Below are 26350 nucleotides of genomic sequence, written 5' to 3'. Positions count from 1 at the left end.
TACGTGCCGGACGATCCGTTGTGAATGGTTCATTTTCTTCAGTTGAACTCCCCGGCCGAGGGCCGGGGAGGATCCATAACGCCGCACGGTTACTGTGCGTCACGTCACAAGCAAGAGTATGTCAGACTTTTTGAGTAACCGCCTAAATGTTACGAACATCACATGTTGACTTGATCACGTTCTAGGCTTCGGCCGTCACGCGGCGACGCTCCTTGAGCAACGCTTCCAGCAACTCCGCAACATGGACCGGAGCTTCCACCCGGAACTGCGCCTGGGTGAAATCAAGGCCTACTTTGATGCCTACGTCGTCCCCCATGAGCCTGCCCAAGGCGTCTTCGTCCGTGACGTCGTCACCGGCAAAGAGGATGGCCGTGGCACCTGTTGCCTGCCGGAGGAACTCCACCGCCTCACCCTTGGAAGCATGGACCACAGAGGTTTCCAGCACGCGTTTGCCCGTCTTCAGGTAGACGCCCGGGTGCTTGCTGAGGACCCTGGTTGCGGCTTCGACGGCGTCCTCGGCTACGTCGTCGTCAGCCATCCGGGTGTGGAGGACCACCCCGGCGGGCTTGTCTTCGAGCACAGTGCCGGGGGCGATGTTCACGATTTCGGCAAGGACTTCACGGACGGCGGCCAGTTTCTGCCGCTGGTCATCGTCGAGTTCCAGTCCGAGGGATCCTTCGCCCAGCCACACCTCGGCCCCGTGACTGCCGATCAGCAGCGTGCCTGCCGGCGGAGAGGCGACCAGCCGCAGACTGTCCAGGGCGCGTCCCGAGATGAGTGCCGTCGTCGTGCGTGGCAGTTCGGCGAGGCTCTCCAAGGCCGCCGCCGACCGTGGCAACGGCCGTGCGTCCTCGGCCCGGTCAACGATCGGTGACAGTGTTCCGTCGAAGTCCAATGCCACCAGCAGGTGTTCAGTGGAGGAAATGCGCCGCACCGCGTCCAGCAACTCCGGGGACAAGGTCAGATGCTCAGCTGTCATCCCGAACCACCTTCTCTTCGAGGGCAGCCAGGAAAGCAGCCGACCAGTAGTCGACGTCGTGGTCCAGGATTTGCTTGCGCATCAGCTTCATGCGCCGACGTGCTTCCTTCGGCGGGAGGTTCACGGCCCGCAGGATCGCGGACTTGAGGCCGTCGATATCGTGCGGGTTGATCAGGAACGCCTGCTTGAGCTGGTCGGCGGCACCGGCAAACTCGCTGAGGACAAGCGCGCCGTCGTCGTCCGAGCGTGCCGTGACGTATTCCTTGGCCACCAGGTTCATGCCGTCGCGCAGTGCCGTCACCAGCATCACATCCGCGGCGAGGTAGAGGGCCACCATTTCCTCCACCGGGTAGCTGTGGTGCAGGTAGCGGACTGCAGTGTTTTGGATGGTGTCGTAGGTGCCGTTGATGTGCCCCACGGTGCCTTCGATTTCCTCGCGGAGAAGCCGGTACTGCTCCACGCGCTCCCGGCTGGGGCTTGCGACCTGGATGAGGGTGGCGTCTTCGACCTTGATCTGGCCGTCCGCCAGGAGTTCCTCGAAAGCCTTCAGCCGGTGGCCGATTCCCTTGGTGTAATCCAGGCGGTCCACGCCCAAAAGGATGGTTTTGGGATCGCCGAGGTCCTTGCGGATCTGCTTGGCGCGCTCAATGATGTCCGGGCGGCCTGCAAGCTCGCGGATCTGGTCGACGTCGATGGAGATCGGGAAAGCCTGCGCCCTGGCGATATGCGTGACTTCGCCGTCCGGGCCCTTCACGTGGACCTGCTGCTGCTTGACGCTGGCACCTAGGAAGCGGCGAGCCGAGCGCATGAAGTTGCCGGCATCGCTGGGCCGCTGGAAACCGAGAAGGTCGGCTCCAAGCAAGCCGTCGATGATGTCACGGCGCCACGGGAGCTGCGCGAAGATCTCCGGGGGAGGGAACGGGATGTGGTTGAAGAAGCCGATCTTGAGGTCCGGCCGGGCTTCACGGAGCAGGCGGGGAACCAGCTGGAGCTGGTAATCCTGGACCCAAACGGTGGCGCCGTCGGCAGCGTGGCGGATGACGGCGTCGGCGAACTTCTTGTTCACGGCACGGTAGGAATCCCACCACGTACGGTGGAACTCCGGCGGAGCGATTACGTCGTGGTACAGCGGCCAGATGGTGGCGTTGGAGAAGCCTTCGTAATACAGCTCAACTTCATGGCTGCTCAGCTGTACCGGGACCAGGTCCATGCCTTCGTGGCTGAACGGGCGCACGGTCTCATCCGGGGCGCCATGCCAACCCACCCACGCGCCGTCGGACTTCGTCATCATTGGCGCCAAAGCCGTGACCAAACCGCCGGGCGAACGGCGCCAGCCACCTCCGCCGTCGTCTCCGTCGTCATTGCAACGGTCCACCGGCAGTCTGTTGGAGACCACCATGAACTCGAACTTGCTCGCCGTGGGCTTCTTGGTCGGAGACGACCGAGTGCCCTGCTCGGTTGTGAGTTTTTCGCTTGCCGGTTCCTGCATTAATGCTCCCTGGGGTTGCTGTGACTCAACTCCCAGCCTACTAGCGGAATCTTCCCCGGCGGTTGATCGTTCAACAACCGGACGGGAGGGTATGCGGTGGAGCTCCAAGTTGGCTCCCGTAAACTGTCCCCGTTGCCCTAGCTATTCACTACGACGTCGAGTAACCCGAGGAACTGATGAGCCCCGCAAACGAATCCCGCCTGTCAAAGGCTGAACGCACCGCCCAGGCACGGGAGAAAGCGCGGGCAATCCGCGAAGAACAGTTGAAGAAGGACAAGCGCAACAAGCTTCTGGTCGGCTGGGGCATCGTGGTTGCCATCGTCGTCATTGTTGCGATCATCGCAGCCGTGGTTGTCGGCAATATCCAGAACAACGCCCCGATCGCCGATCAAGGCCCGACGCCGGCCAACGGCAACGTCCACGGCGGCGTCACGCTGCTGGCAGGCAGCGAAGTTCAGAAGTCTGAGCCCAGCTCAGTCAACCTGGCAGACGTCCCCTCCGCTCCTGCCACCAAGCCTGCCACGGTGACCGTGCCCGGCGGCGAGGCCGAGGCCGGGAAGCCCGTCAAGGTGGTTGCCTACATCGACTTCATCTGCCCGATCTGCAAGCGCTTCGAAACCACTTACGGTGATGCGCTGACCAAGCTCCGCAACGACGGCAAAATCTCCCTCGAGTACCGTGCCCTCGGGTTCCTGGACCAGCAGTCCACCACCAACTACTCCTCCCGCGCTGCCAACGCAGCAGCTTGCGTAGCGAACACCTCCCCTGAGAAGTACGCGGACTTCTTCAACCTGCTCTTCGAGCGTCAGCCGGCCGAAGGAAGTGCGGGTATCTCCGACAAGGACCTCAAGGCCATGGCCACGGAGGTTGGAGCTGCCAACATCGACTCATGCGTGGACAGCAAGCAGTACCGTCCGTGGGTGAAGTTTGCCACCCAGGAGGCCGCAGCAATCGGCATCACGGGCACTCCGACCGTCTTCGTCGACGGCAAGCAGTGGGACGGCAGCACCGACCTCAACGCCGAGATCCAGACCGCCATCACCGCAAAGGGCTAAGCCTCTTAGTTGAATTACGACGGCGGCCGGTCACCTTGCGTTATGGGGTGGCCGGCCGCTGTGGTTCAGCCGGGTGTTGGTTCAGGCAGATTTCGTTGAAGGGAATGGTCTGGGCTACCCTTATCTAGCGCTCTTTAGCGTGGCTCCGGGATACCGGAGCGCGCCTCCTTAGCTCAGTTGGCCAGAGCACCGCTCTTGTAAAGCGGGGGTCGTCGGTTCGAATCCGACAGGAGGCTCCAACGAACCCGGAACCACGACGCGCCTGCGGGCGTACCACTTGTCCGGGACCTCAAGCTGACCCCTGAGGTGGCCGACCGTGCCCCTCGCACCAGTGATCACCCACCCGGGACCGTTCCGTGCGCGGTGCCCGCAACAAACTCCAGATAAACGCCCGCTCCTTCTGATTCCTGAGCGGCATCAGCAAACTGTGGTGCTGTCTGGCTGAGACTGTTATAGAACTCGGACCGGGTGAAGCTCGGGTTCCTGTAGGCGGCTCGCTGCTGTTGCAGACATCGGGTTGTTTGTTGCGGGTAGAGGTCGAGCTGGTCCAGCAGAAACTCGTCCGGGTGCACCGCCTCGATGCCATAGGGCGCCAAAGCCTCGGCTGGGAAATCCTTGAGGTTCGCCGTGACGATGAGTGCAACTTGTCCGTGGATGGCTGCGGCCAGCACATGGCGGTCCTTGGGATCGTTTGTCATGGCCGGGACCAAGGCCTCATATCCGATCACGGTTGCGTGCGGGAAGACTTTTCGCATCTGCCCTACACGACGGGCGGCCTGCTGCTCCGTCCGGCCCAAGGATGTGACCAGGTTGCGTTCAACTTCTTCCAGGATCTGGTCGGACCATAGCGGCTGGTAAATGTCCGTTTCGCCAAGGCGAAGGAGCAGATCGCAGAGCTGATAGGGCAGCAGGACGCACGCGTCAATAAGTACTCTGAAAGCCATGGACGCTTAGCGGGTTTCGATGAAGGTGTTCAGCTTGGCATAGGAGTCATCTTCCGCGGCATCTCTGGTCATGGTATCCAAGGTTTCCCGTCGCGTTTCTCGAAGCCGCTGCTGATAAGCCAGCACGTCCGCGAGATAGACGCGGCGGTGGCGGCCGGGCTGCGTGAATGGGATCTCTCCCGCTTCGAGTAGCCGCACCAGAGTGGGGCGGGACATATTGAGCAGATCCGCCGCTTCCTGGGTCGTCAGCACGGTGTTGTGAGGTGCGATAGTGATGGCCTGACCGCCGGCCATTGCCGTCACGACGTCGCGCAATGCCTCGTATACCTCTGCCGGCAGTTCCAGCGTGGAACCATCGCCCGTCACCAGCGCAGCGTGGTCATTGCGGTGCAGTGCTTCTGCGACAGCAGGCAACGCGTCTTCGTTCGCGGGAGGTAGGACTGTGTGGTCCGGCAAGAGTGCAGTCATACCTTTGAGGATAATCGAAAAATTCGAACACACAAGCGATAGGAGGATGGCTGCAGGCTCTTGTTCATAGGAAGTCCCTCGCGGCGGCAGCGACAGCGGCAGGCTGGAGTCCGAGCTTCTCCAAGACCTCGGCAGGCGGCCCCGGCGTTGGCCGGTCCGCAGGAATGCCCCCAGACGATGCCGTGCTCGTCCTGACGGGTCGTCGACGCCAGGATGCCGATCGGTTCGGTGCGGTGCACTACGCAGACGGCCGGCCCGTCCTCCCGGCTGCCGATGATCTCGAAGTCCACCTTCCAGTAGTGACCGACCGGGTCAATGATGTGATCACCACTTCCACAGTGCTCTCTGGGTCGACGGGCAGTGGAACTTCTTCCGAAATAATCCCAAGGTCAGAGGTAACCACAACTTGGGGCTGGATGCCGACTGCTACATTGATCCCGATGGGGGCGCACTGGGTACTCCCTGCACTCTTAGAGGGAACCCGTATGAGCCTGCAACTTCCTCGCCCAAGCGACTTACCTACAACTGCTGCGCCAACCGCGGCCACGAAACAACTCCGCAAGGGACGAACCAGCGTCGGAATCGCCCTTCTTGTTGTTGGCGCGTTCAACATCTACAGCATGATCTGGGCGTACTCGACCTACGGCTATCTTCTCGAAACCCTCACCGCGAGCCAAAAGAGCGAGGTCGTGGTGGCGGATACCCTTGTCGTTCTTCTCATTCTGGCGCTGGTTGGGGTCGGAATCTGGAACATTCTCGCCCGCAGAAGCCCGTCCTTGATGCCGCTTACCGCTGCCCTGGTCATCGCGGTGATCAGCTTGGCGTCCGATCTGTTGAGCATCGTCGACACCGTTGAGGTCAGTGGCAGCTTCCCGTACTTCATACTGTTCCTCCAGTTCGGCCTCATCGTGCAGACGATCCGACTCCTGCGGCTCAAACCGGACGCCACCGAACCGGACTCCGGCCGCGGGCAGACAAGTCAGAACGTTGAATAAGGAACTGCGGACGTTCTTCCACACGGCACTTGGTGTCTGGGGAGGGCCAGCCAGAGCCTCCGACGTCTTCGCACGGCAGCACGGCTTTGACGACGCCGCCGCCTTCACCGCATGGCGGCAGGAGCTCATGGCGCAGATGGAAGCCGGTACTGCCCTCTCCCTGGCGGCGCTGTGACGGTTACTTCGGATCGCGCGCATTGCCGTCTATGACGACTACTACGGGGCAGGCTGGGAGTGGATCCATGTCACGCCTTACAGCCAGCAGGAAGCCGAGCAACTGCTGCAGCAAGCAGAAACGCAACTGCAGGCACTCGAGAATCAAAACTGACGCAGGAAAGCCCGCCGATGGGGACCGGCGGGCTACCACTTCCAAGCTATGCTGACTGGTTTCCGCCATCACTTGGATTCGCTGACAGTGTTTCCGGAGCTGCCGTCCGACTACCCGCTTCGCGGTGCGGCAGAATCACGACGGACTGAACTGAGCGAGGCGAGGGGGAGGTGATGGTCATGTCCAACGAAGCACGGAAGAATGCGGCTTTGCGGACCCTGTCAAAGTCCGTGCTGCGCGCACGCTTGGTCCAAGAGCACTCTTTGGCCGCAGACAAGCAACTACTCGCGAAGCATGCTGCATGGACGCTGTCGTTCAATATGATCGTCAGCCCTGTCACTGGTGCGAAATCCGTCGGGAGGCGGACCCTGACTATCGGCAGGGCCGGCCCCGTGCAACTCGATCGGCGCCCATGACGTCGAACAAGGAGATCGCCGGAGCTTGGCTGCACGGTCACCTTCTGCATGAAGATGACGTACGCCGCTCCTACGCGCAGGGCATCGCCGCCGAAGAAATGCTGCTGAACGCCACGAAAACCGTGTGCAGCGAAATGCTCGCAACCGTCGAGGGCCTCCATTTGATCGAGCGGCTCGTCGTTAGCGGTGGGCAAGCACCTCAACGATCCGGTCGTCTTCCCAGCGGATGTGAAGTCGGTACGTGCTGCCTTCCGGTGCCAACGTGACTGTGCTGACCGCGCTTAAACCCCTGTTGATCCTGTCGGGGTTTTAATCATGACGGCATTCAAGTTGCCTACGAGACTGAGCTCCTCTACGGCGTCGAGCCGAAAGACCACATCGGACTCTTCTTCGTGGAGTCGGCCCAATCGGTCGGTGATGCGCCGGAGCACGATCTCCACTGAGTAGCCGTGGTTTTCCGGGCTCAAGTTTGTCAGCAAGGACTCCGTAAGGGATGCGTTATCGGCCAGCCACGCACTTACAGCCTCCGCCGAACCGATTCTCACGTTTTCGGCACCTCGCGCGACATCTCGCTATTCACCGAGCAATCCTGCCATGAACCAGCCCGAGCTTCCGTTCCAGCTCACCTGGTCGAGGGTAACTTGCTTAGGACTCCAACGACGAGGTGCCGGAACTGCCCTGTGGTCAGGGACCTAGGAGACCTTTGAACGTCGACGGATTCCAGGCGCCGCCGAGAACTGACTGAAGACCCGTGATGAGGTCATTCAGCCATCCATAACCTAGGTTGCGTTGTCAAATAACAATAGCCGGGAAAACCTGACTTAGGTTATAACGCTTCAGTCAAGCACGATCTTGCTGACGCGGCACGTCCAGAGGTAGACCCGGCGGTGGCAACCGGGCTGCGTGGATCCGCCCAACCTCTTACTGGCTCCCGGTCCTCCCTGGAGTCCCGGGTTCCTTTGAGAAGACTAAGAGGTAGTTTTCTCATATTGAAGGGAAAATGAGAATATCCGGCCTGCTTGTTCTCAAGACTGCAACGCTCGTCGCAACGGCCTTCAGGAAGCTAGGCGTCGGACTTGCGGGACTGGAGAACGCCATCGGCTGTCCCGCGCAGCTGCGCCAATCCTGCAACAGTCAGTCCAGCAGTGAGCGCCAGCGCGGCAACCCAGAGGGCGAGTCCAGCGATGTCGTGGACGGCCATCTGCGGCAAGCGCCGTTCGGGTACGGCGACGACTCCGATGAAGGCTCCAACGAGCCCGAAATAGCTGCCCGTCATGAATCGCTGGTGGGATGCTATGTTGCCTTTGCGCACCGCCCACAAACCCAGGGTGAGGGTGCAGAACGTTAGCGCGGAGAGGGCATGCAGCCAGTTGAATCCGCCGTCGATGGTCCGGATCCCGAAGGAGCTGAGCACCACTATGTACATGCTCGCTGCCCAGATGCGGCCCAGGATCTTGTGGGCTGATGTGCCCTTGTTGCGGCGAAGCAGGTTAACTGCGCCAAAGATCAGCGCGTAGCCTGCTGCGATGGCGTGCAGGGCGATAAGCACGGTCCACGGTGATGCCATGGGTTCAGCCCTGGGTTCCCGCGGAATTGTCGGTCCAGAACGCCTTGGCCCCCGCGGCCGCGGTCCGCAGTTGTCCGCCGTCGAGAATCAGGGAGCTTTCATCGATGCCGAGGGCGGGCCATTGCGTGACGATCCGGAGGTTGCCGGCCTCGGGCAGGGGCCATAGCCAGAGCGATCCCGAGCCTGCCAGTTCGTCATCCCCGCCGCTGCCACCACCGCCGTTGAAGGTCAGGACGGGAGCCGTTGGTTGCTGGGACGGGTCCATGTACCGGTTGCCTCCGTGAGCCCCGGTGAAGGCGCGGGAACCGTCAGGGAGTTCGACGCCGAACAGAAACAGCACATCCAGCAGGTTCTGGCCGGCTTTCGGCCGGAATCCGTGCTGGAAGAACACCCCGTTGAGCGCTTCCCACTCCTCGTCGGTCTCGGCGGCCCGGCGGATGATCCAGGTCAGGTCGATGTTGCATCCGGTCGAGAAGACCTCGACGCCCTTGACGGCGATCACGCGACTCGGGCTGTAGTGCAGGAACTGGCCCACCTGGACCAGCGCGGGGAGCTCGTAGCGGGGTGCGCCGGACCACGGTGGTGGAACGTACCGGACCTGGCGGCCACGTTGTGGCTGCGTCGGGAGGGGGAAATCCTGGAAGAAGGCCACAGTAGTCCTTTGCTCGCTGGTTTCGACCGACCAGCGGAACGACGATTTCGCGTCGTATGGATCCCCCAATCCGTCCTTCTGATGATGAGTCTAGCTGCGACGGCAAGCCATGACAGCCAAAGCATCCTGTCAGTCTGCATTGACAACCCCATCCTGTCAGTCTAGCCTGACGGATATGGAAGCCGATGAACTGTCCCAGCAGATCCACTCCACCAGCCCCGCCGTCGGATTGCGGGCCGTGGGTGCCCTTCATCGCCTGGCCGAACAGGTCGAGGCCGTCCACGTCCGGGCTGCCCGCGAGCAGGGCTGGACGTGGGAGCAGATCGGTGACGCCTTAGGGGTGTCCCGGCAATCGGTGCATGCCAAGTACAGGGAATGAGCAACTACAGGGAGTGAGTTGAGCCATGTTTGAGCAATTTACGCATGACACCCGTCGGATCGTCGGGTATGCCATGGAGGAGGCTCGCAGCCTGGGCGACAAGAGGATGGGAACCGAGCACCTTCTGCTGGGCGCCCTCCACGAACGTGGTCCGTCCGAGGCTCTGGGAGTCTCGCTCGAGGATGCCCGGAAGGCGGCGGCGCGATTGGACGCCGCTGCGTTGGAGGCCATCGGATTCGACAGCAAAGACCTGACCCGGGCAGCGATGCCGACCCGTGGAAGGAAGCCTCCCTTCAGTTCCGGCGCCAAGGAAGTCATGGCCGCGCTGCTGAAATCCGCGGTGGACCAGAAATCCAGGAAGATCACGGCGTCGAACCTTGTGGTTTCACTACTGGAGAGGGGGGAGCACGACCCCGTGACCGCCCTGCTTCAAGAACTCAGGGTGGATCGCGCGGCCGTTCGCGACCGCCTGATGGCTCAATAGCCGAACTACGCCAGCGGGGTGGGAGCCAGCTCGTGGGGAGTCAAGTCCAGTGCGGCTTCCCGGAGTTGCCGGGGCCGGAATGGCTTGATCAGGTAAGCCGAAGCGCCAGAGGCGATGCCGTGGAGTTCATCCTCCCGCTCAGCGAACGCCGTGATCATCAGGATGGGTGCCGGGGAAACGGCGGCGATCAGCTTTGCCGCCTCACGGCCGTCCATGTCTGGAAGCCCCAGATCCAGGGTCACGAGGGTGGGGTTCAGACGCTCGGCAGCCATCACGCCTTCGGTTCCCGTTTCGAACGCGTGGACCTCGAAGCCTTCGGCGCTCAGGATCAGGTCGATGAGGTCGCGGATGTCGTGGTCATCTTCGATGACAACGCAGATCCCTCGTGACGTCATGTGCACCCCCTTCAAGCCCAAGTGTAGGGGTTCCGGCGCGAGCAAGTAGCTCCAGCTCCGAAAGTGTCAAAAAGCGAGTACCCATTACTCGTGTCTTTGCCCGCCGGCGCGCCTTTACTGAATCCAGCGGATCCTTGCAACGGCCCATGACCCCCCTCGTCGGCCGGTGCTGCCCAAGGGATCCGCGGCGCAGGGCCGGACTCATTTCCCTGAAGTGCTGTCCGGCCCTGACGCGAGGGCGGTACGACGACGGCGACGCCCCCGCGCGTGGAGGCGTCGCCGTCGTACTTCTGCTGTGTCGCGTTACGGCGTGGGGCTGCCGCCGTTGACGTTCAGCGTCTCTCCCACGATGTAACTGGACTCCGGAGAGGCCAGGAAGACATAGGCGGGTGCCAGTTCTGCCGGTTGACCGGCGCGGCCCAAGGGAGTGGACTGGCCGAACTCGGGCAGCTCCTCCTTGGGTTGGCCGCTGCTGACCTGCAGCGGGGTCCAGATGGGGCCCGGCGCCACGGCGTTGACGCGGATGCCCTTGGGTGCGAGCTGCTGGGCAAGGCCCTTGGTGAAGTTGTTGATGCTGGCCTTGGTGGTGGCGTAATCCACCAGGGTGGGCGACGGGTTGTACGCCTGGATGGACGTCGTGTTGATGATCGTGGAGCCGGCGGGCATGTGGGGGAGCGCCGCTTTCGTCAACCAGAACATCGCGTACACGTTGGTTTTCTGCGTGTGGTCGAACTGCTCGTCGGTAATATCGGCCAGGTTTTCCTGGGCCACCTGCTTGCCGGCGTTGTTGACCAGGATGTCGATGCCGCCCAGAACCGCGACGGCGGTGTCCACCACTTCCTGGCAGGTTGAGGAGTCCTTGAGGTCGCCCGGGACCTTCACGGCCTTGCGGCCTGCGGCCTCGATAAGTCCCGCGATCCGCGCTGCGTCCTCTTCTTCTTCCGGAAGGTAGGAAAGCACGACGTCGGCCCCCTCGCGTGCGAAGGCGATGGCGGTGGCTGCGCCGATTCCTGAGTCCGCGCCCGTGACGATAGCCTTGCGGCCCTCGAGCCGCCCGGTGCCGCGGTAGCTTTCCTCTCCGAGGTCCGCCTTGGGTGTGAGTTCGGCGTCGAGGCCCGGTTCGGGCTGGTGTTGCTTTGGCGGGGAGATCTGCTCGTAGGCAGTGACCGGGTTGCGGAAGGTGTACTGGTCAGTCATGGTGGTCCTCCGGTTGCTTAGGCGTGGAACACAAAGCTAAGTAAGCTTACGATTTCCAGCCTAGACAGGTGAAGGCGTCTCTGCCAAACCCGGCGGGCCCGGTATCAAGCAGCCGAGTGCACCGCCACCGAGGCCCGCTCAACGGCTGGGCACTCGATTTTCACCGGACCATCACCGCTTGCCTGGTCCAGCCCCAGCAAAAGGCGGACCCCTGCCGCGCCAAGTTCGTAGTGGGGGAGGGACACCGTGGACAGCGGAGGCCGAAGGTGGGCGGCGATGACCTCCTGGTTATCGAAGCCCACCACGGCAATGTCGTCGGGGATGGCGAGCCCGTGCTCCCGGAGACCGTCGTAGAGGCCCATGGCCATGCGGTCGTTGTAGCAGTACACGGCGGAAACGTTGAGCTTGAGCAGCTCCTCCGTAGCGCCGTAGCCACCTTCCTGGTCCGGGTAGGCCTCCAGCACCAGCCCGGGATCAAACGCAATTCCTTCAGCCGCCAGAGCATCCATGTAGCCCTGAAGCCGTCCATCCTTGGCCGGCGCAGGAGTGGTGGTGTTGATGAAGGCAACGCGACGATGCCCGCCGCGGAGCAGGATTTCAGTAGCCGACTTCCCGCCCTGCGCTTCATCCGGCACTACCGCGCGGGAGGTCAATGAATCGGGCGAAAAGCAGTTGACCAGCACAAAGTCCGACTCCCGCAGCGTTTCCGGCACCTCCGTGGCGCGATGGAACCAGGTGGAGTACAGGATGCCGCGGACCTTGTATTCCAGCATCATGGCGATGGCGTCTTTTTCCAGGTCCACGTTGCCCTCGGTGTTGGCGATCAACAGGGCATAGCCGTGCTTCCACGCTTCGTCCTGAGCGCCATGGATGATCTGGCCGGCGAACGGGGTGGTAGCGACACCGTCCGCTACGAGCCCGATGAATTTGGAGGTTCCGCTGACCAGGTTCTTGGCCATGGCATTGGGCCGGTAACCCAGTCGCCGGATGGCCTCCTGGACGCGCCGCCGTGTCTCATCCGCGATGCGGGCATTCTTCTTTTTGTTGATCACCAAGGAGACCGTGGCCGTTGAAACACCGGCTGCTTCAGCAACTTCGCGGAGGGTGACCGGATGGACGCGGTCGGTGGTGAGTGGAACATCGGCCGCGCTGCCTGAATTTTTCTCCTGCGAAATCATCTGTCCTCCATCAGGAGTATATCCACCTGCCGTGACGGTCATCCCTTTGTCGCCCCACTCTCGAGGCCCTGGATCATGGCCTTGTTCAGCACCAGGAAAACCAGCAGCAACGGCGTGATGGTGACGCAGACTGCAGCGAACGTGGCCGTCCAGTCCACCTTGCCCATGGCCCCGATGTAGTTCTGCAGGCCCAGGGGGATGGTCTTGAGCTCTTCGGAGAGGACAAAGGTGTTGGCGAAAATGAAGTCGTTCCAGATGAAGATGCTGTTGACCAGGACCACGGTGACCACGGTGTTCAGGGACAGTGGCAGGGTAATCAGCCCGAAGATCCGGTAAGGCCCGGCACCGTCCAGGGAAGCGGCCTCGTAGGTTTCGCGGGGGATGTACTCAAAGAAGGACGAGAACAGGTAGATGGACATAGGCAGGGCAAACCCGGCCAACGGAATGATCATGGACTGGTAGGTGTCCAGGAGGTTCACGGTGGAGTAGTCGATGAACAGGGGGACCAGGGCGATCTGGACGGGAACGATGATGCCCACCATGAACAAACCGCGCACAAACCTGCTGAAACGGAAGCCAAGGACCTGGAGGGCGTAGGCAGCCATCATTCCGAACAGGACGATCAGCAGGTTGGCGCCCATGGTCACAATGAAGCTGTTCAGGATGTTCCGGCCAAGGTCGCCGGTTTCAAAGGCCCGGGCGTAGTTCTCCCACGTGAGCGAACTTGGCAGGGCAAAGGGGTCTCCGGTGGCGAAGTCGTGTTCGGTACGCAGGCTGGTGAGGAACAGCCAGGCCAGCGGGTACACCTGGACGATCACGATGAGCAAGATCAGGACCCGTGAAAGCGTCCGGTACAGGCTCGGCTTGCGGCGTCGCCGCTTTGCCACGGGCCGCGACGACGGCGGGACCGTCGGAGTGTGGGTGGCCGGGGCTGTCTGGGCGATCATGAGTCTGCCTTCCGCTTGAGCAAGAAAAGAATGAGGCCGACGGCGACGAGGCACTCGATCACGATGAACACGGAGATAGTGCTTGCGTACCCGAAGTCCGTGCTGGTGAATGCCGTCTTGTACATGTAGGTGGTGAGCAGCTCGGAGGATTGTCCGGGGCCGCCGTTGGTCATGAGGTACGGGATGTCGAATCCGCGCAGGCCGTAGGTGGTGGCCATGATGGTGGTGGTGATCCAGACGGGACGGATGTAGGGGAAACGGATCTTGGTGAAGAGGGTCCACTTCGACGCGCCGTCCAGGACGGCGGCTTCTTCCAGTTCCTTGGGGACCGCGATGAGTGCGGCGTAGATGATGAGCATGTAGAGCCCGGTGAACCGCCATCCCTCGGGAGCGGAAACAGCGGCCAGCACTGTGTTGACATCTGAAAGCCAGGCGCGTTCAAGGGACCCGAGCCCAATCCAGTTCAGGAGCTGGTTGAGCAGGCCGACGGGATCGATCGAGTAGATCCGGACGAAGAGGAAGGCAATCGCCACGGTAGAGATCACCGCGGGCAGCAGATAGAGGGTTTTGATGAGCTCCCGGCCGCGGCGCAAGGAGGTCAAGAGGCTGGCTACCACAAGGGCACCGCCGAGCTGCAGGACCAGGCAGATGGCCAGGTAGAGCAAGGCATTGAAGAAGGAACGCCAGAAGATGTCGTCCGCCGTCAGCATGCGGATGTAGTTCTGGAGTCCCACGAATTCCATGTCACTGATGCCGTTCCAGGAGAAGAAGCTGAGGAACAACGACTGCAGGATGGGAAAGAGCACGGCTGCGCAGTAGAGCAGCAGTGGCGGGAGCAGGAAGACCAGGACGGACGTCCTTGACCGGTTGGGAAGCATGGCAGGGCCTTTCGGGGCGGGGGGCCTTGCGGCCCCCCCGCTGCTACGTTTACTTGAAGAACTTGGGCGCGTTCTGCTTGATGGCGTCGTTCATCGTGGTGGTGAACTGTTCGGGCGTGATGTTGCCCTGGACCAGCAACACCAGCTCTTGTTGGAGCCTGCCGTTGGTGGTGGGGTCCAATTGCGTATCCCACGGCATGGCCTGCTTGTCCCCGAGGTCGTTCGCAGTCTCCAGAGCCTTCTTGTAGAGCGGCGTGGCGTTGGCCGGAATGGTGGTCTGCACGTTGGTGGTGGGGGACAGGGCGCCCGTGGCCGCATACTCGGTGGGGTACTTCTCCAGCGCGAACTTCAGGAAGTCGCTCACCAGGGGGTCGTACGTCTTGGAGTTCACGGCCATGCCGATGCCCGACGGCGAGACGAACTCATTGGCCGACGTCACCGACCCCGTCGTGGTCGGAAGGGTGAAGAAGTCGACGTTGTCCCGGACGGCCGGGTTCAGCTTGTCGGTGGCAAGGCTCGGCAGTTCCCACGTTCCGATGTTGTACATGGCGGCCTGGCCGGACGTGAACTGGTTCTGCGCGTCCGAGTATCCCTGCGAGGAGAAGCCATCCTGGAAGCAGTTGGCCTTGCCGAGCGCAGCCATCCACTGCACCGTCTTCTGGCCGGGAGCGTCCGAGAATGATGCTTCGCCCTTCTTCAATTTCTGGACGAAGTCGGGGCCGGCCTCACGGAAGGGTTGGTAGGCAACGTAGCGTTCCAGCGGCCATTGGTCCTGTCCGTCGATGGCGATCGGGGTGATTCCGGCGTTCCGCAAGGACGTGCACATGGCGGGGATGTCATCGAGCGACTTCGGAACGGAAACTCCGGCCTTCTCCAGGAGGGCTTTGTTGTACCAGATGAATTCGAGCTCGAACTGGAACGGAATCATGTACAGCGAGCCGTCGTCGAAGCGTTGGTAGTCCAGGGCGCCCGGGCGGTAATTGTCGTAGAGGTTCAAGGACTTCAGCAGCTTGTCGGCGTCCACCATCTTGCCTTGCTTCGCCAGTTGCTGGGCGAACGGTGTGGCGTCGGTGTCGAACAGCTCAGGGAGCTTGTTCGCTGCGGCCAGTGTTTCCAGCTTTTGGATGTAGGACGGGCGGTCCGGTGTGGTGATGAGGTTCAGCGAGAAGCCCGGGTGGTCCTTGGCATAGTCATCGGCGAGCTTCTTCATGATGTTGATGACCGCACCGTCGGCGGGCCTGGAGAGCAGCCATGAAATTTCGCGTGGTTTGATCTCGCCGGTGGGGCTGACGTTGGCTGGGTTGGCGGTGCTTCCTCCACCGCCGCAGGCTGTCAGAGCCAGTGCGGCTGCGGCAGCGACGGCGGCAGCGCGGAGTAGTTTTTTCATTGCGGGCAATCTCCCTTGATTGGATCTGAGGTGGGGTTGGGGTGTTTAGTTTTCGATGCGTTGGCGGATTTCAAGTTCGGTGACGCTGACGGAACCCTCGCCGGCGAAGACGCCGATCCGTCCCGTCGTCAGGTCGTAGATTCTGGCGCTGAGCGCAACCTGACGGTCGACGACGGCGACGCACGTGTCGCCGTCGACGATCACCTCGAGGGTGTGCTCGCCGGGGGTGAGGCTGCAGGGGCGCTCCAGTTCGATGTCGAAGGGAACGTCTCCGGAGACGTGCCACTGGGCGTCGCCGGTGATGGTGCGCGGCCAACGGTCGAAGACGAGGCGGTTCCGCTTGGGCTCCAGGCGCAGGATGTAGGACTGGTCGCCGTCGTCGCTTGATCGCAGGAGCAGCCCGCATTCGGTGGTGTCGGCTGCGATGTCCAGCACCGCTTTTGCGTAGAACTGCGAGGGCAGTTCTTCCTGCGAGACCAGGGCGGCGTAGCTGTCCGGCACGTCCAAGCGCGCTGGCAATTCCGAGGTCAGGGACACCGGCACGTCCTCCCAGAAGCTCTCCACCAGTTCATCCGCGAAGGAGAAGCCGAGGGTGCCGTCCGGATTCTGTCTGGCCTCCAGGACGGACATGGTGCCGGCCCATTCCCAGGGCCCTTGGTCCCTGTTTCCTTCTTTGCTGGCGATCCAGCCGAAGAAGAAGCGCCGTCCGTCGCGTTCAGCGGTTTTGGATGCATAGAAGGCCCTGCCATCGATGCTGTCCAGGGCCGGCACTGTCCACGGGCCGTCGGGGCTCTTCGCCATCCTGTACCTGGTGGTGAAGGACTCGGAGAACTCGGAGTACACCATGTACCACCAGTCGCCCCACTGGAACACGTCCGGGCATTCATGGGTGATGTATCGGCGTGGATCCCAGAAGGGCTCGGCGTGCTCCCACGTCATCAGGTCCGTGGAGAGGCACTGGGCGATCACGCCGCGGCGCCGTTCCGGGCCGGTTGAATGCCGGGCTGCGAGCAGCATCCGCCACTGGCCTTTGGCCTCGTCGCGGAAGACGAACGGATCCCGCCAGTCTCCGGACTCGTAGCCTTCCGGAGCGCCGAATGTCAGTTCCGGGTGCTTGGTCCAGCTCTGCATGCCGTCAGTGCTGGTGGCGTGCATGACCAGTTGGAGGGGGAGGCCATCGGGGCCGAGGTTGCGGGGGTTCTGGCCGGTGTAGAACAGGTGGTGGACACCGGATTCATCGACGACGACGCTGCCCGTGTAGGCGTTGAAGTCCAGTTCGGCGGTGGTTCCGTGGGGGAGGGCGACTCCGTGATCCTCGAACTGCGTGAGGTCCTTGGTGGTGATGAGGTTCCAGGAGGTGCCGGGTTTGGGGTCCGAGCGTACTTCGTGGAGGTAGAAGAGCCAGAACTCCCCGTCTTTCTCGAAGGGGATAAGGTCTCCGACCCAGCCGTTGGCGGGTTGGAAGAAGACTGGGCGTTTCATCTGCGCTGATGTCCATTCTGCTAAAGCGTTTGATCACCATGAAGGTAGCGCAGGTCGCGCTGGCTGATCAAGCGTTTTAGCAAACTTAATTTTCGACAGGAACTTTCCTCGCTAAAACGCTTGACCAACGAAACCCCAAGCCGCTAACGTCCTTGCTACCGACGGCACACCCATGTCCCCTCGACGCCGAGCGGACACACCGGGAAAGCCTTCCGGACGAAGTAATCCAGCCCCTTTGATGGCGCACTTTGGCGTGCCCGGATGCGCAGTTGTGTCCGCGCCGCCATCGCGTTCTCAACCAATGAATGCTTGAGAGGAACCCACTTCATGACGCCCGAATTTTCACGACGAACCATCCTGCAAGGAACTGGAGCGGGTGCCCTGGCGCTCCTGATGGGTGGAGCGGCCGCCGATCCAGCCAGGGCCTCCGCGTCCCAGCGGGCGGTCTATCACATGACCCCGCCATCGGGATGGCTCTGCGACCCCCAGCGACCGGTGTACACGAACGGGGCCTACCAGCTCTACTACCTGCACTCCAGCATCAACAACGGCCAAGGCGGTTGGGACCACGCGACCACAACCGACGGGGTGTCGTTCGCCCACCACGGTGCCGTCCTGCCGCTCCAACCGAACTTCCCCGTATGGTCCGGGTCAGGGGTGGTGGACAACGCCAACACCGCCGGCTTTGGTGCCGGGGCCGTCGTCGTACTGGCTACCAAGCCGACGGGAGGCATCCGCAAGTACCAGGAGCAGTACCTGTACTGGTCCACGGACGGCGGCTACACCTTCACTGCGCTCGCGGACCCGGTGATCGTCAATACGGACGGCCGGACGGCAACTACCCAGGCCGAGATAGACAACGCCGAGTGGTTCCGTGACCCGAAGATTCATTGGGATGCGGTACGCGGTGAATGGGTGTGCGTGATCGGACGCGCAAGGTACGCCGCGTTCTATACCTCACCGAACCTCAAGAACTGGCAGTGGAAATCCAACTTTGACTACCCCAACCACGCGCTTGGAGGTATCGAGTGTCCCGACCTGTTCGAAATGACGGCAGGGGACGGCACCCGGCACTGGGTTTTCGCAGCGAGCATGGACGCGTACAGCATTGGGCTGCCCATGACCTACGCGTACTGGATGGGAACGTGGAACGGCACGTCGTTCGTGGCGGACAACCTTACCCCTCAGTGGCTCGACTGGGGCTGGGACTGGTACGCCGCGGTGACCTGGCCGTCGGTGGATGCCCCGGACACCAAGCGGCTGGCGACGGCATGGATGAACAACTGGAAGTATGCCGCCCGCGACGTCCCGACCGATGCCACGGATGGCTACAACGGCCAGAACTCCATCACGCGGGAGCTTCGCCTGGAGAAGCAGGGTGGCGGCTGGTACTCCCTGCTGAGCACGCCGGTCAGCGCGCTCAGCGGATACGTCACCGCAACAACCACCGTTCCCAGCCAGGCCGTGAACGGCAGTTACGTCCTGCCATGGACCGGCCGTGCCTACGAGCTTGAACTCGATATTGCCTGGGATACCGCGGCGAACGTTGGAGTATCCGTAGGGCGCTCCGCAGATGGAGCGCGGCACACAAACATCGGTAAGTACGGCAACGAGGTGTACGTCGATCGGAGCCCCTCGGACCTGAACGGGTACTCCTTGGTTCCTTACACGCGGGCTGCCGCGCCGATCGACGCCAGTGCCCGTTCAGTGCACCTGCGGATCTTCGTGGACAAGCAGAGCGTGGAAGTGTTCGTCAATGCGGGGCACACAGTACTTTCGCAGCAGGTCCACTTTACGGACGGCGATACGGGTATCTCCCTCTATTCCGACGGCGGTCCAGCGAACTTTACGGGGATAACCATCCGGGAGTTCGGCAACCCCATCTGAAGCGTCGGCTGCGGCGGCACTCAGGGGCAGTTCAGTGTGCCGGTAAGGGGCAGGCCAGCCCAGCTGTTGGTGGAGTTGGGAACTTTGTAGTAACCACGGATCTGGTAGGTCCACGTTCCACTCAGGCTCGCAGCATTCTGGACACCCGAACTGTAGGACCGGCCGGCCGTCTTACTCAGGTCACCGGTGAACTGCACCACGCCATCGGGGTCAATGACCTTGAGTTCGTAGTAGTTGGCGTACGTAATCGCCGTGTAGCTGCCGACGCTGATCTTGGCCTGGCCAAACCACAGGAAAGAGTCGCAGCTCTTGGTCACGGTAACAGTGTTGGCTGCGGGCGCCTGGATCTTGGCCGCGGCCACTGGCATGCCGGCACTTTCGGTGTCGTTGAATCTGGCGTGCGCCGGCGAAATCGAAAAGCCCATCAGCACGAGCAGGAGGGCCACAAAGGTGGCCGGTACCCGCCAGAGGATGGGCTTGACGTGCATGATTCGTCGTCACTTTCGTTTCGATGGTGTGGATTGCGTTGTTCCAAGTCTCCCAAGCGGACCTCAGGAAAGAATCCTTCGTAGCCTCAAGGTCCGCTCAAGAGTCCAGGAACCGTGTGGTGCCCGGCCCAGGAACGACCCACGACAATGGCCGGAAACCGGCCCGAAGGGCAAGCGGGCCGGTTTCCGGGGTCTGGGGCTTGGTGGTTATTTGGTGGTTTCGGTGCGTTGGGTGCCGGTGAAGGCGAAGGCGATGGTGGAGGTGGCGCCTTGGAAGGTGTTGTCCGCGGTGGTGGGGAACGCGGTGGTGACTTTGAGGTTGTCGGTCTTGGTCGAGGTCAGGGAGGTGAGGTTGTTGAGGACCTTGTTCGCTGCGATGACCGGCGCCGAGGCCAGGACGGTGGTTTTGGTTCCGCCGCAGGTGTAGGGCGCTGCCGCACCGGTCCAGGCAACACTGCAGTTTTCGATGGTCAGTTGCAGGCCGTTGGTGGTGTCGGTGGTGAGCAGGGATCCGGTGGCTCCGGCGCTGGTGGTGAGGGTGACGTTGTTCAGGTCGGAGTTGCCGGTGTTGGCCAGGGTGACGAGTTTTTCGACTTTGTCCCCGGGGAGGAGCCCTGCGATGGGGACGTTGAGGGTGTTGGCGGGGCCGGGGGCGCCCAGGGCGATGGTGACGGTGCCTGCGGTGACGGCTTGGGAGGCGGAGGTCGAGGAGGTGAACGCGCCGTAGGTTCCCATGCCGGCGACGGCGGCTGCGGTGCCGACCAGTGCGACGGAGGCGAGGATTTTGCCGGAAGTGGTTTTGAGGCTGATGGCCATGGGGATCAGTGTTCCTTTCCTGTGGCCACCGTGAGACCGGCCGGCCTGTTGTTCCAGCCTGTGTGGCTGACAGGAATTACTTTGCCGGGCCCGGATCAAGAACAAATCCTGCAAACCCGCAACACTTCCTCAGGAAACCCTCAAGAAAACCGCAATGGTTATCCACAGCTCCCATCCGGCGAAAAGACGCTTCCCTCCGGCTCGCGCTAGGCTGGAGATCTCGGCTGATGCAGGTGGCCGCAGGAACCACCAAGCGGAGCCATCTCTTACATGTCAGCTGACCTTGACCTGACTGCCCTCGCGGCGTCCTCCTTTTCGCTTCCGGAGTTGCGCGACGGCCAACTCGCCGGGATGAGCGCCCTGGCCGAGGGCCGCGACGTTCTGGCAGTCATGCCTACAGGGTACGGAAAATCCGCTACCTACCAAGTCGCGGCCCTGTACCTTCACCAACAAACGAAACGTCCCGCCGTCGTGGTTTCACCCCTCATCGCCCTGCAGGAAGACCAACTGGAGGGGCTCGCAGAGGACCTTGGCGACGGGGCTGCCGTCGCCATTAACTCTTCGCGCACCGATGCGGAAGTTGAGGCGGCCTGGCAGGCAGCGGAGTCGGGCCAAGCAGTGTTCCTCTTCCTCGCCCCGGAGCAACTGGCCAAGCAGGAAACCGTCGAGCGGATCGCCAGGCTGGACGTCACCATGTTCGTGGTGGATGAGGCCCACTGTGTTTCGGCCTGGGGTCATGATTTCCGGCCGGACTATCTTGAGCTGGGCAACGTCCGGGAGCGCTTGGGGAATCCGCCGGTGATCGCCCTGACTGCCACGGCGTCGCCACCGGTTCGTGACGAGATCGTGGAGCGGCTTGGCATGCGCGACCCCTTGATCTTGGTCCGGGGTTTCGACCGTCCCAACATCAGCCTTGATGTGGTGCGCCACCAGGAGGACAAAGCCAAGCGCAAAGCCGTGGTGGAACACGTGGTGGAGCTGGCCGGCTCGGAAGGGCTGGGCCTGCTCTACGCCGCCACGCGGAAAGACACGGAGAGCTACGCTGCCAAGCTGGCGGAGCAGGGTCTGCGGGCGGAGGCCTACCATGCGGGGCGCGCGGATGCTGACCGCGAGGACATCCACGAGAGGTTCCTGGAGGACCAACTGGATGTCGTGGTGGCCACGACGGCCTTCGGCATGGGCATCGACAAGGCCAACGTGAGGTTCGTGGTGCACGCGGACATTCCGGAGTCCCTGGACTCGTACTATCAGGAAATCGGTCGCGCCGGCCGTGATGGTGAAGCCGCCGCGGCGATCCTTCATTACCGGGCCGAGGACCTGGGTTTGCGCAAATTCTTCGGCACCCACTCACCGGATCCCGAGGCCCTGAGAGCTGTGCTGAAGGTTGTTAAGAACGCTGGAGGGCCGGCTCCCAAGCCCGCGATAGCGGAGCTGACAGGATTCCCGGCGCGGCGCGTTACCGGGCTGGTAAACCAGCTGGAAGAAGCCGGTGCAGTAAAGAGCGGCAAGCGCGGAACCCGGCTCGCTTCCAAAGCGAAGCCCGCCACGCTGGTCAAGCGCGCGGTGGAACTGGCCGAAGCGCGGCAACGTGTTGACCAGTCCCGGCTCACCATGATGCGGGCCTACGCCGAGACGGACGGTTGCCGTCGCCAGTTCCTGCTGGGTTATTTCGGTGAAGACCTGCCCGATCCATGCGGCAACTGCGATGCCTGCGCTGACACCCGGAACCATGACGCCCGGAACCATGACGAGCCGGCTGCGGGCAGCCCGGCAGATTCCGGCGCGGAGCAACTGTTCCCCCTGCAGTCCACCGTGATCCACAAGGAATGGGGTCCCGGCTTGGTGATGCGGCACGAGGACGACGTGATGACTGTCCTGTTCGAGCAGGAGGGCTACAAAACCCTGTCCAGTACCGCCGTCGTCGAACATGAACTGCTGAAACCCGCCTAGGCGCGGGCCGTGGCGGCCCCGTAGCGCCTCCGAAAGATCGTCACCAACAGTGCTGCCGTCAGGGCCGCGGCACTCACCAGACACAGCAAGCCACCCCACGGTGCGTAGTCGCCACCGGAAATGAAGAACGCATCAGCCAAGGCCATGCCGGCCGGGAATGATGTGACGAAATAGATGGGCGCGCCCATGGACAGGATCAGCAGGTCCAAGATCACAACGATTCTCATCCGTGAAACAACCCGTGTTGCAGTCAGCAGAACCACCACGCCGGCAAGAACCGTGCCAATGCTTGACCACGCTACAACCGCCGCCACTGAAATTGACTCGTTGCCTCGGGCCAGACCCGCATGTATCTCCTCCAGCGAGGCACCCGGAACAGCGGCGAGCGGATTCCATACAAGGATCTGCAGAGCTGCGGCCACGGAATATACGGCTATTACGACCAGCCCGAGCAAGCTAACCGTGACCCGCCCTGTTTGAGTGCTGCTTTCAATTGTCCCCATGCAGGGAGCCTAGCCGAAGGTTCAGGTATTCAGTTCCAACATCAGCGCCGGCAGTTCGTCGGCCAGCTCGCGTGCCAGGAATCCGAGCGGACCCAGCTTGCTTGCCAGGCGATCCGCGGCGGCCGCATGCAGATGGGTGCCCCAACAGGCGGCCTGGGCATTGCTCGTTCCGCGGGCCCTCAGTCCGGCAACCGCGCCCGCCAGGACGTCGCCGCTGCCGGAAGTCCCCAGGCCACCGTAACCGGTGGTGATCTTCCAAAGTTCAGGCTCCGTGCGCTCCGGACCGGCGATGAAACCTTGGCAGCTGACCACGGCGTCAAAGCGCCGGGCAATGTCCATCAGGGCAGCTGGCAGGTCGTCGACATCCTTGCCCAGCAGGATTCCGGCCTCCGTCGGGTTCGGGGTGAGGATCAGGCGGCCACGCCATGGTCCAAGGAGCTCCTCAACCTTCCCCAGCGCCCCTAAGGCATAGGCGTCAAGCACGACGGCGGGACCCCGGTCGGCGTTCGTGCCGCCGTCGGCTTCCTCCCGTTCCAACAGCGTTCGAAGCAGGGTCTCGGCGAGATCGAGGTCGTCCAATCCAGGGCCGACCAGCAGGGTGTCGGCGCGTTCCAGATAGGTGGAGATCCTGTCCAGCCCCTCGCCCGTCAGCGAACCGTCAGCCGTTTCCGGCAGCCCGATCGAACCGCACTCCGGCAGCGCAACGCCCACCTGGACCGCCGCGGATTCGGCAACGGCCAACGTGATTTTGCCGGCCCCCGCACGCAGCGCCGCAGTCCCTGCAAGAATGGCCGCTCCCGGGGTCGCCCGCGCACCGCCGATGACAAGGACCGCTCCACGTGAATACTTATCGTCTCCGGGGGCCGGCAGCGGCCAGTCACGCAGAAGCGATGGAGTGACCAGGGTGGGTTCACTGCGGGTGGACACTGGCATCCCCGGCGTGTTCGGTGACTGTGACACCCTGCTCTGTCAGGTGGTCGGCAACGTTGAAACTCTCCAGTTCCCAAGGCCCGGACCCGGTGGGCCGTACGTATCGCGTGATGGAGGCATTGAGCACTGATGTGGTGGCGGCGAGGTCCAGGATTTCGTCTTCCGACATGCCCTCCAACACGTACCGGACCAGGAGGATCACAGCATCGTGACAGACCAACATCACCCGTTGGCCCGTTCCCAGGGTGTTGAGTTCGTCCAGGACCGAGCGAAGACGCAGGGCCACATCCGCCCAGGACTCACCTCCGGGCGGCCGGTAGTACAGCTTGCCCAGCCACGCACGGCGCTCGAATTCATCGGGGTAGCGGTTCTTCACGCCGAGGCTCGTCAGCCTGTCCAGAATGCCCAATTCCCTGTCACGGAGTCGCTCGTCGGTGAGTACCTTCACGGGCCACCCTGCAGTTTCGACGGCGATTTCCGCGGTCTGCCGGGCGCGGGCGTAGGGGGAGGAAACAACCGCGTCCGGTCGCAGGTCCTCGGCGATGCGGGCCAGCGCGGTCCCCAAAGCCTTGGCTTGGTCCTGGCCGGTGCCCGAGAGGTTTACGTCCGGGTCCCTCGCGGGCACGTCGATGATCTCTGCTCCCGCCAACCGCGCCTCGGTGGCGGCCACGTTTCCTTCGCTCTCACCATGCCGGACCAGCAACAATTCCACGGCACCGGCCTCCTGCACGGCGTCCGTCAGACCGTCCTCGTTCACACAAGCCACCCCTTTCGCGTGCGTTGCCGAATTGCAGAACACTACCCACTGCGTACCCACCGGTCCAGAGAATAAACGCCCGACGGCGGTTCGGGAACCTCTGTTGCCTGGACCGCCAGTGAAGTATGTTGCTCGCATGAAGGACTCATACCAGGTCATTGTGGTCGGTGGCGGATTCGCGGGCGTTGCGGCAGCCAAGGGACTCGGCCGCAAGGGTGTACGCGTCTTGCTCATCGACTCGAACAACTACCACCAGTTCCAGCCCCTTCTCTATCAGGTTGCCACCTCCCAGATAGGGGTGTCGGCCATTGCACGGCCACTGCGCTCGGTGTTCCGTCGCCTCAAGACGGTCAAGGTCCTCACAGCCAGGGTGGAATCCGTGGACGCAGCACAACGGACCGTTACCACCGCGGACGGGCAGACCCTCAAGGCCCAAATATTGGTCCTTGCGGTCGGGGCTGTTCCGAACTTCTTCAATACCCCGGGTGCGGAAGAGCTGGCCTTTCCCCTGTATTCCGTCACTGACGCCACCAGGCTTGGGGCTGGGCTCACCCGGCTGTTGGATGAGGCCGATGGAAATCCGGACATGTCCGTGGACGTGGTGGTGGTTGGCGGCGGTCCGACCGGTGTTGAAACCGCCGGAGCCATGGCTGAAAACGTCAAGTACGTAGTGCAGAAGTACTTTTCACCCGAGCTTGCCGCCCGTTGCCGGGTGCATCTGGTGGACATGGTTCCCAGCGTTCTGAACATGTTCTCGTCCAAGTCCCAGAAGTACGCCACCGAGCATCTGCAGAAGGTGGGCGTTCAACTTCACATGGGCGTCGGTGTTACCGAGGTCCGGCGCGATGGTGTGACGTTGGCTAACGGAAGCTCCGTTCCGGGGCAGATTGTGGTGTGGGCCGGAGGCCTGAAGGCCGGCGACATCATTGCCGGTTCAGGGCTTGCTCAGGGGAGGGGCGGGCGGATCGACGTCAACCCGGACCTGACTGCGCCAGATGCAGAGGGTGTGTATGTCATCGGAGATGCCGCCAACATCACGGACTCAACCAGGGCCAAACTTCCCCAGCTGGGTTCAGTCGCGCAGCAGGCCGGAAAGTGGGCGGCAAAGAACATCCTCGCGGACCTCAACGGAGGCACCCGCGAGCCATTCCGCTATCTGGACAAGGGGTACATGGCAATGGTGGGTCGCGGCGCTGCCGTGGCCGAACTTGGCCGGAAGCGCATCCAGTTGCAGGGTGTCTTCGCGTTCTTGTCGTGGCTCTTGGTCCACCTGGCGCTGTTGTCCGGGCTGCAGCAAAAGATCCGGGCACTGTTTTCGTGGCTCAACGGCTATCTCCTGCACAGCCCTGCGCAGGTAGTTGTCAGCAGCCCCTTGGAGGTTGAACCTCCCTCGGAGGCCCCACCTGGGGCGCTGCCATCAAAGGAGTCTTGAGGGGGACTGACTCTTGTACTTCTTGTGGGACACCACGGCGTAGACCACAAGGAAGCCGCCGACGAGGGTAAGCGGGACCACGTGTAACGGGATTGCCAGCAGGACCAGGAGGACTCCTAAAGCGGCTGCCATGACGTCACGGACGCGGGGCTGGACCGGACCGTGCACTGGGACGCCTGATTCCAGTTGCCGGGCCAAATCGGGATCCTGGATGAAAAGCTCCCGCTCGAGCTGTTGCAGAACCCGGCGCTCGCGTTCCGAAAGGGGCATAGTGGGTTCCTCCTCCAAGCTCAGTGTTCCAATAAGCTAAGCATGCTTATTATTCAGACCGCAAGCATCAAATCGGGGATATTGAGCCCCCGCGGGC

General features: G+C 62.5%; 30 protein-coding genes and 1 tRNA gene. 11 read left to right on the top strand and 20 right to left on the bottom strand.

All coding sequences use genetic code 11. The features are described 5' to 3' along the window. Positions 1 to 181: 181 nt before the first annotated feature. Positions 182 to 979, bottom strand: coding sequence for a trehalose-phosphatase (gene otsB, locus ACFVSI_RS15580; RefSeq protein ID WP_387825418.1), 798 nt, complete (start codon positions 977 to 979; stop codon positions 182 to 184). Continuing rightward, complete coding sequence (locus ACFVSI_RS15575) at positions 969 to 2468, bottom strand: trehalose-6-phosphate synthase (RefSeq protein WP_144662835.1); 1500 nt, start codon at positions 2466 to 2468, stop codon at positions 969 to 971. The genes otsB and ACFVSI_RS15575 overlap by 11 nt, the downstream gene beginning before the upstream one ends. 176 nt (positions 2469 to 2644) lie before the next feature. Between ACFVSI_RS15575 and ACFVSI_RS15570 the strand changes: the two genes are divergently transcribed. Together ACFVSI_RS15570 and ACFVSI_RS15565 are read left to right on the top strand one after the other, a co-directional pair. After that, positions 2645 to 3523: a DsbA family protein gene (locus ACFVSI_RS15570; RefSeq protein ID WP_387825413.1), complete on the top strand. Its 879-nt coding sequence runs from the start codon at positions 2645 to 2647 to the stop codon at positions 3521 to 3523. 162 nt (positions 3524 to 3685) lie between these two features. Next, positions 3686 to 3762: transfer RNA gene (locus ACFVSI_RS15565), tRNA-Thr, on the top strand. Positions 3763 to 3858: 96 nt separating this feature from the next. Here the strand turns inward: ACFVSI_RS15565 and ACFVSI_RS15560 are convergent. Both ACFVSI_RS15560 and ACFVSI_RS15555 read right to left on the bottom strand, forming a co-directional pair. Next, positions 3859 to 4467 (bottom strand): putative toxin-antitoxin system toxin component, PIN family, encoded by a 609-nt coding sequence (locus ACFVSI_RS15560; RefSeq protein WP_387825410.1) that lies wholly within the window; start codon positions 4465 to 4467, stop codon positions 3859 to 3861. A gap of 6 nt (positions 4468 to 4473) precedes the next feature. Next, the gene (locus ACFVSI_RS15555; protein ID WP_387825407.1) at positions 4474 to 4935 is read right to left on the bottom strand and encodes a helix-turn-helix domain-containing protein; all 462 of its coding nucleotides are present in this window, start codon (positions 4933 to 4935) and stop codon (positions 4474 to 4476) included. Between the two features lie 485 nt (positions 4936 to 5420). Between ACFVSI_RS15555 and ACFVSI_RS15550 the strand changes: the two genes are divergently transcribed. The 4 genes from ACFVSI_RS15550 (at position 5421) to ACFVSI_RS15535 (ending at position 6940) form a co-directional block, all read left to right on the top strand. Next, positions 5421 to 5930: a hypothetical protein gene (locus ACFVSI_RS15550; protein WP_387825404.1), complete on the top strand. Its 510-nt coding sequence runs from the start codon at positions 5421 to 5423 to the stop codon at positions 5928 to 5930. Further along, positions 5923 to 6105, top strand: a complete 183-nt coding sequence (locus tag ACFVSI_RS15545) for a hypothetical protein (RefSeq protein WP_387825402.1) — start codon at positions 5923 to 5925, stop codon at positions 6103 to 6105. The genes ACFVSI_RS15550 and ACFVSI_RS15545 overlap by 8 nt, the downstream gene beginning before the upstream one ends. A gap of 332 nt (positions 6106 to 6437) precedes the next feature. Continuing rightward, positions 6438 to 6674 carry a hypothetical protein gene (locus tag ACFVSI_RS15540; RefSeq protein WP_387825399.1) on the top strand — a complete coding sequence of 79 codons (237 nt, stop codon included), beginning with the start codon at positions 6438 to 6440 and terminating at the stop codon, positions 6672 to 6674. Then, entirely contained in the window at positions 6671 to 6940 is a 270-nt protein-coding gene (locus ACFVSI_RS15535; RefSeq protein WP_387825396.1) for a hypothetical protein, read from the top strand. Before ACFVSI_RS15540 ends, ACFVSI_RS15535 begins: the two co-directional genes overlap by 4 nt. A 15-nt stretch (positions 6941 to 6955) precedes the next feature. On the opposite strand, the gene ACFVSI_RS15530 is transcribed toward ACFVSI_RS15535, so the two are convergent. From ACFVSI_RS15530 to ACFVSI_RS15520, 3 genes are all read right to left on the bottom strand, one after another. After that, positions 6956 to 7219 carry a hypothetical protein gene (locus tag ACFVSI_RS15530; protein ID WP_387825393.1) on the bottom strand — a complete coding sequence of 88 codons (264 nt, stop codon included), beginning with the start codon at positions 7217 to 7219 and terminating at the stop codon, positions 6956 to 6958. A gap of 518 nt (positions 7220 to 7737) precedes the next feature. Further along, on the bottom strand, positions 7738 to 8241 hold the full coding sequence (locus ACFVSI_RS15525) for a DUF2306 domain-containing protein (protein ID WP_387825390.1): 504 nt from the start codon (positions 8239 to 8241) through the stop codon (positions 7738 to 7740). 4 nt (positions 8242 to 8245) lie between these two features. Beyond that, positions 8246 to 8893, bottom strand: coding sequence for a hypothetical protein (locus ACFVSI_RS15520; protein WP_387825387.1), 648 nt, complete (start codon positions 8891 to 8893; stop codon positions 8246 to 8248). Positions 8894 to 9068: 175 nt separating this feature from the next. On the opposite strand from ACFVSI_RS15520, the gene ACFVSI_RS15515 reads away from it, so the two are divergent. Further along, complete coding sequence (locus ACFVSI_RS15515; protein WP_387825384.1) at positions 9069 to 9272, top strand: hypothetical protein; 204 nt, start codon at positions 9069 to 9071, stop codon at positions 9270 to 9272. 25 nt (positions 9273 to 9297) lie between these two features. Continuing rightward, complete coding sequence (locus ACFVSI_RS15510; protein WP_387825381.1) at positions 9298 to 9756, top strand: Clp protease N-terminal domain-containing protein; 459 nt, start codon at positions 9298 to 9300, stop codon at positions 9754 to 9756. 5 nt (positions 9757 to 9761) lie between these two features. Here ACFVSI_RS15510 and ACFVSI_RS15505 read toward each other — a convergent pair whose 3' ends face one another. From ACFVSI_RS15505 to ACFVSI_RS15475, 7 genes are all read right to left on the bottom strand, one after another. Next, positions 9762 to 10151 (bottom strand): response regulator transcription factor, encoded by a 390-nt coding sequence (locus tag ACFVSI_RS15505; protein WP_387825378.1) that lies wholly within the window; start codon positions 10149 to 10151, stop codon positions 9762 to 9764. A gap of 303 nt (positions 10152 to 10454) precedes the next feature. Then, positions 10455 to 11348 (bottom strand): glucose 1-dehydrogenase, encoded by an 894-nt coding sequence (locus ACFVSI_RS15500; protein WP_387825375.1) that lies wholly within the window; start codon positions 11346 to 11348, stop codon positions 10455 to 10457. 104 nt (positions 11349 to 11452) lie between these two features. Beyond that, a complete protein-coding gene (locus tag ACFVSI_RS15495; protein WP_387825372.1) occupies positions 11453 to 12526 on the bottom strand; it encodes a LacI family DNA-binding transcriptional regulator in 1074 nt (357 codons plus the stop codon). Between the two features lie 38 nt (positions 12527 to 12564). Continuing rightward, the gene (locus tag ACFVSI_RS15490; RefSeq protein ID WP_387825369.1) at positions 12565 to 13473 is read right to left on the bottom strand and encodes a carbohydrate ABC transporter permease; all 909 of its coding nucleotides are present in this window, start codon (positions 13471 to 13473) and stop codon (positions 12565 to 12567) included. Beyond that, positions 13470 to 14351 (bottom strand): carbohydrate ABC transporter permease, encoded by an 882-nt coding sequence (locus ACFVSI_RS15485; RefSeq protein WP_387825367.1) that lies wholly within the window; start codon positions 14349 to 14351, stop codon positions 13470 to 13472. Before ACFVSI_RS15485 ends, ACFVSI_RS15490 begins: the two co-directional genes overlap by 4 nt. 49 nt (positions 14352 to 14400) lie before the next feature. Then, positions 14401 to 15738, bottom strand: coding sequence for an ABC transporter substrate-binding protein (locus ACFVSI_RS15480; RefSeq protein WP_387825364.1), 1338 nt, complete (start codon positions 15736 to 15738; stop codon positions 14401 to 14403). A gap of 45 nt (positions 15739 to 15783) precedes the next feature. Beyond that, the gene (locus tag ACFVSI_RS15475; protein ID WP_387825361.1) at positions 15784 to 17220 is read right to left on the bottom strand and encodes a GH32 C-terminal domain-containing protein; all 1437 of its coding nucleotides are present in this window, start codon (positions 17218 to 17220) and stop codon (positions 15784 to 15786) included. 327 nt (positions 17221 to 17547) lie between these two features. On the opposite strand from ACFVSI_RS15475, the gene ACFVSI_RS15470 reads away from it, so the two are divergent. After that, positions 17548 to 19107 carry a glycoside hydrolase family 32 protein gene (locus tag ACFVSI_RS15470; protein ID WP_387825358.1) on the top strand — a complete coding sequence of 520 codons (1560 nt, stop codon included), beginning with the start codon at positions 17548 to 17550 and terminating at the stop codon, positions 19105 to 19107. 20 nt (positions 19108 to 19127) lie between these two features. Here the strand turns inward: ACFVSI_RS15470 and ACFVSI_RS15465 are convergent, their stop codons facing one another. Both ACFVSI_RS15465 and ACFVSI_RS15460 read right to left on the bottom strand, forming a co-directional pair. Continuing rightward, the gene (locus tag ACFVSI_RS15465; protein ID WP_262277508.1) at positions 19128 to 19595 is read right to left on the bottom strand and encodes a hypothetical protein; all 468 of its coding nucleotides are present in this window, start codon (positions 19593 to 19595) and stop codon (positions 19128 to 19130) included. Between the two features lie 207 nt (positions 19596 to 19802). After that, the gene (locus tag ACFVSI_RS15460; protein WP_387825355.1) at positions 19803 to 20411 is read right to left on the bottom strand and encodes a TasA family protein; all 609 of its coding nucleotides are present in this window, start codon (positions 20409 to 20411) and stop codon (positions 19803 to 19805) included. 270 nt (positions 20412 to 20681) lie between these two features. Between ACFVSI_RS15460 and ACFVSI_RS15455 the strand changes: the two genes are divergently transcribed. After that, positions 20682 to 22361: a RecQ family ATP-dependent DNA helicase gene (locus ACFVSI_RS15455; RefSeq protein ID WP_387825352.1), complete on the top strand. Its 1680-nt coding sequence runs from the start codon at positions 20682 to 20684 to the stop codon at positions 22359 to 22361. Here ACFVSI_RS15455 and ACFVSI_RS15450 read toward each other — a convergent pair. Genes ACFVSI_RS15450 through ACFVSI_RS15440 form a run of 3 tightly spaced genes read right to left on the bottom strand, consistent with a single transcriptional unit; the run spans position 22358 to position 24560 of the window. Next, positions 22358 to 22864: a hypothetical protein gene (locus ACFVSI_RS15450; protein ID WP_387825349.1), complete on the bottom strand. Its 507-nt coding sequence runs from the start codon at positions 22862 to 22864 to the stop codon at positions 22358 to 22360. The two genes, ACFVSI_RS15455 and ACFVSI_RS15450, sit on opposite strands and share 4 nt — an antisense overlap. Positions 22865 to 22885: 21 nt before the next feature. Further along, positions 22886 to 23797, bottom strand: coding sequence for an NAD(P)H-hydrate dehydratase (locus ACFVSI_RS15445; protein ID WP_387825346.1), 912 nt, complete (start codon positions 23795 to 23797; stop codon positions 22886 to 22888). Then, positions 23775 to 24560, bottom strand: coding sequence for a histidine phosphatase family protein (locus ACFVSI_RS15440; protein WP_387825466.1), 786 nt, complete (start codon positions 24558 to 24560; stop codon positions 23775 to 23777). Before ACFVSI_RS15440 ends, ACFVSI_RS15445 begins: the two co-directional genes overlap by 23 nt. A 127-nt stretch (positions 24561 to 24687) precedes the next feature. On the opposite strand from ACFVSI_RS15440, the gene ACFVSI_RS15435 reads away from it, so the two are divergent. Further along, a complete protein-coding gene (locus ACFVSI_RS15435) occupies positions 24688 to 25983 on the top strand; it encodes an NAD(P)/FAD-dependent oxidoreductase (RefSeq protein ID WP_387825343.1) in 1296 nt (431 codons plus the stop codon). Here the strand turns inward: ACFVSI_RS15435 and ACFVSI_RS15430 are convergent. Continuing rightward, a complete protein-coding gene (locus tag ACFVSI_RS15430; protein WP_387825340.1) occupies positions 25969 to 26253 on the bottom strand; it encodes a DUF3040 domain-containing protein in 285 nt (94 codons plus the stop codon). The genes ACFVSI_RS15435 and ACFVSI_RS15430 overlap by 15 nt on opposite strands. Positions 26254 to 26350 lie beyond the last annotated feature (97 nt).

It is taken from the genome of Paenarthrobacter sp. NPDC057981 (assembly GCF_042886835.1).
GTDB lineage: Bacteria > Actinomycetota > Actinomycetes > Actinomycetales > Micrococcaceae > Arthrobacter.
The sequence above is the reverse complement of the archived record's forward strand: the minus strand, read 5'-3'. Positions and strand labels throughout refer to the sequence as shown.